This is a genomic window from Methylobacterium sp. WL6, from assembly GCF_008040095.1.
Lineage (GTDB): Bacteria > Pseudomonadota > Alphaproteobacteria > Rhizobiales > Beijerinckiaceae > Methylobacterium.
Window position 1 is genome coordinate 1 of record NZ_VRVH01000349.1, and the last position, 4340, is coordinate 4340.

Sequence of the window (4340 nt, forward strand, 5' to 3'; positions counted from 1 at the left end):
GGCGCGAAGCCGGAGCGGCACGACCGCCGGCCTCCGCCGTCCGCCGCTGCTCGGCCGCCTGCGGCTGAACCACGTCGACCGCACGGTTCGAGCGGGCGACGAGGGCCGAGAGCTCGTTCAGCGCCTTGATCTGATCGGAGACCACGCGGCGCATCTCGCCGGTGGCGTCCTGGGTCTCCTGCGGCAGCTCCAGCACGCCGCGGGCGAGGTCGGCGCGGGTGGCGTCGAGCTCGGTCCGGATCGCCCCTGCCATCTCGCGCATGCCGGCGACCGATTCGCCGAAGCGGGTCTGTGCCTCCGCGAAGACGGTGCGCATCTCGGCCGAGGCGGCGGCGATGGCGGCGCGGACGGACTCGGCGGTCTTCTCGCCCTCCGCGTCGGCTCCTGTCCGGAGGCCGTCGAAGGCCTCCGAGACACGGGCGCCGGCGGCGCCGGCCGACTGCGTGAGGCTTTCGCCGACGGCGCGGGCGCGCTCCTCGGCGGCGCGCAGCGAACGCTCGATCGACTCGGCGAAGGCCGCGGTCTGGCTCTCCAACGAAGCCGAGCGCTCCTGCAGGCCGGCCAGAGCCGTCTCCATCGCTTCCTCGCGGCCCGACAGGCTGGCGGCGAGCCGGCCCTCGACGCCCTCGAGCGACCCGGCGGCGCGGCCGAGCTCGGCCACATGGGTGCGGGACTGCTCGGCCAGGGCGCGGCTGCGGCCGTCGAGGGCCTCGGCCAAGCTCGTGGCCTCGCGCACGGCCCCTTCGGCGACGCCGCGCAGGGCCTCGACCTGGGCCGAGACGCCCTCGCTCGCCGTCCCGGTCTGCGCCGCGACCTCCTGCAGCGCCTCCTGGATCTGCTGGACGCGGTTGGCGAGGCTGCCCTCGATCGCGCCGAGATTGGCATCGGCACCGGCGACGAGATCCATGAGGGCCGCGTTCGCCGCCTCGATCCGGGCGACCACGCTGCCGAGGTCGCGCCGCAGGCGGTCGTTGACCTCGGACAGGCCTGCGATGGAGCGGGCCGCACTGTTCTCGACCGCGGCGCGCAGCGCTTCGGCCGATTCGCGCGATTGCAGGGTCAGCGCCTCGGTGCGCTCGCGCAGCACCTCGATCAGGGGCTCGCCGGTCTCGGCGAGCGCCCGCTCGATCGCGGTGCCGCGCTCGGCCAGGGCGCCGGAGAGCTGCAGCACCGGTCCGTCGATCACCGCCCGCAGGCGGTCGATATGGCCCTTCATGGTGTCCGCGACTGTGCGGCCGGTCCCGTCGACGCGCTCGACCAGGGCTCCGCCGCCCTCCTCGATGCCGCGGACGATGGTCTCGGCGCTCTGCGCGAGGCGGCGTGCCAGGGCCTCGCCGCGGGAATCCACCAGCGTGCCGAGCGCGTCGGCGCGGCGTTCGAAGCCGGCGGACAGGGCCTCGGTCCGCTCGTCGAGCAGCGCCGCCATCGCGGCGTTGCGCTCGTCGAGGGTCGCCCCGAGCGCCGCCGTGTGGGCGTCGGCCAAAGCCGCGTGGCTGCGGGCGCGCTCGTCGAGCGCTGCCACGAGGGACGCCATCCGCTCCTCGACGAGGCCGGCGAAGGCGTCGTGACGGTCGTCGAAGGCCGTGGCGAGCGCGTCGCCGCGCGAGGCCACCAGGGTGGCGAAGGTCTTCATCCGGCTGTCGATGCGCTGGGTGAAGGCCTCGCTGCGGCCGTCGACGCTGACGGTGAGGGCCGTGCCCTGCGCCTCGACTGTCTTGGCGAAGGCATCGGTCCGGGCCTGCAGCAGGTCGGCGAGGTCGGCCATGCGGGCGTCGAAGGCCTCGGTGATCGCCCGGGTGCGGGTCTCGACGTCGCCGCCCAGGGCCGAGGTGCGGCTTTCGAGCAGGTGCTCGATCGTGCTGGTCGCCTCGTCGAAGACGGCGCGCAGGCCGTCGGTGCGGGCCGCGACCATCCGGGCGAAGTGCTCTGCACGATCCTCGACGGCGCTGCCCAGCGCGTGGCCGCTCTCGTCGAACAGGGAGCGCAGGGTCTGCGTCCGGGTGTCGACGGTCTCGGCCAGCTGACGGCCGCGGCTCTCGACCAGGCCTTCGAGGGCGTCGTGCGCTTCGGCGAAGGCGGTGCGCAGGGCGGACGTGCGCTCGTCCAGCGCCTCGGTGAGCTGGCGCTCGCGGGCGTCGACGAGCTGCGCCAGCGCGGCCGGCGCCTCGTCGAACACCGCGCGCAGCGTCGCGACGCGGGCGTCCACGTTCGTGGCCAGGTGATCGCCGCGGCCTTCGACCACCGCATCGAGGGCGGCGTGCGCCTGCTCGAACAGGGCGCGCAGCATCTGCGCCCGGGCGTCCACGGTCTTGGCGAACTGCGTCCCGCGGCCGTCGACGAGGTCCGCCAGCGCATGCAGGCGCTCGTCGAACAGGGTTCCCATCGCCTGTGTCCGGTCGTCGAGGGTGCTCGTGGCGTGGCCGAGCGTGGTCGCGATGGTCTCGACCAGCTCGCGGCCGCGGCTGTCGAGGGCGTCGTGGAGCGGGCCCATGCGGCCGTCGAGGCTCGACGACAGGGTCGTGGCGTGCTCGTCGAGCAGGAGGCGGATCTGGTTTGTGCGGGCGTCGAGCAGGTCGTGGACCGTGCGCACGCCCTCGTCGAGCAGGCCGCTGATGTCCGAGGTGCGGGACGAGAGGGTGCGCCCGAGGCGCCCCTCGCCGTCGCCCAGCATGCGCTCCGCGTCGGCGATGGTCTGCTGCAGCTTGGCCAGCACGCTCTCGCCGCGCTGGTCGATGACCTCGCCGAGCGAGGTGCCGCCGCGGTCGAACAGGCGGGCCAGCTCGGTGATGCGGCCGCCGATGGCGCCGAACACCATGCGGCCCTTCTCGTCGAGCTCGTTCGACATCGCGGCGGTGCGCTCGTCGATGAGCTGGCCGAGCAGGTCCGAGCGCTCGGCGAAGGCGCGCCGTACCGTCTCGGTCTGGGTCGCGAGCGCCGCGTCGGCGCTGGTCGCCCGCTCCTCGATCAGGGCGACGAGTTCCTGGACGCGGCCGGCGAGCGCGGCGTCGATGCCGCCGGTCCGCTCCTCGATCGCGCGGGTGAGGTCGGCGACGCGCGCGGCCATCGCCGCGTCGATGCCGCTGGTGCGGCTCTCGATCGTCTCCACGAGGTCGCGGGTCCGGCTGCCGAGTTCCTCGTCGACCGCGCGGGTGCGGCTCTCGATCAGGCGGATCGCCTCGAAGGCCTGGGCACCGAAGCGCTCGTCGACCAGGCGGCTGCGCTCTTCCAGCGCCGCGCCGATCGCCTCGAGGCGGCCGAGCACGCCGGTGTCGAACCGTCCGGCCCCCTCGTCGAGGCGGCGGGCGATCTCCTCGCTGCGGAGCGCGAGGGCGTCGCTGATGGCGACCGCGCGGGACGCGATGTCCTGGCCCAGGCCCTCGGTCCGGCTGTCCAGCGCCTGCACGAGGTCGCGGCTGCCCTCGGCCATGATCCGCGCCATCTCGCCGGTGCGGCCGACCAGGGCCTCGTTCAGCGCCGTCGCGCGGGTGCCGAGATGCCCGTCGATGTGGGTAACGAGGTTGGCAAAGGTCTCGCCGATCTCGCTGGAGCGCTTCGCCGAGCGCTCTTCCAGCGCGCCGAGATGGGTCTCGACCGCGTCCTGCGCGTCGCGGGTGCGTTCGGCGATGGATTCGGCGACCGCCTTGCCCTTCACGGAGATGATCCGGTCCATCTCGGCCAGGCTGCCGCCCATGGTCTCGCCGAGCGTGCTCGTGTCGCGGGAGATCTTGTCAGCGAGGATGTCGCCGCGGGCGATGATGTCCTGCAGGGCGGCGAGCCGGCTGCCGATGGTCTCGTCGATCGCCTTGACCCGCACGTCGGCGGTCTCGCCGAAGCTGGCGCCGCTCTGGTGGAGGGCGTCGGCGACGCGCGCGCCCTGCGTCGCGACCGCGAGGACGATGTCGCGTCCGGTCCCGGCGATCCGCGCCTGGGTCTCCTCGGCATGGCTGGCGAGGAGGTCGGTGACGCCGCGGCCGTGCTCGCCGAAGGCCGCCTCGATCGTGCGCATCCGGGCGGACAGCTCCTCGGCGACCTGATCGGCGGCGCGGGCGATGGCGCCTGTGGTCTCGTTCGAGCGCGTCGCGAATTCGGCGTTGAGCGAGCCCATCGCGGTGCGCAGGGCCTCGATCGCCGCCTCGGCGCGGCTGCCGAGCTCGCCCCCGGTCTCCTCCGAGGCGGCGCGGATCCGGCCGAGCAGGCCGGTCATGTGCGTCTCGACGGCACCCGTCACCTCGCCGGAGGTCGCGCGCAGCGCGTCCATCGCGGCGTCGACGCGGGCGGCCATCTCGGCGGTCTGGGTCGCGGTGGCGCCGTGCGCGGCGGTCGCCGCAAGGCCGATCGCC

The 4340-nt window shown here is 74.5% G+C and carries 1 pseudogene; it reads right to left on the reverse strand.

The features are described from left to right. Positions 1-4340: pseudogene (locus FV230_RS25270) on the reverse strand (hypothetical protein); the annotation flags it as partial.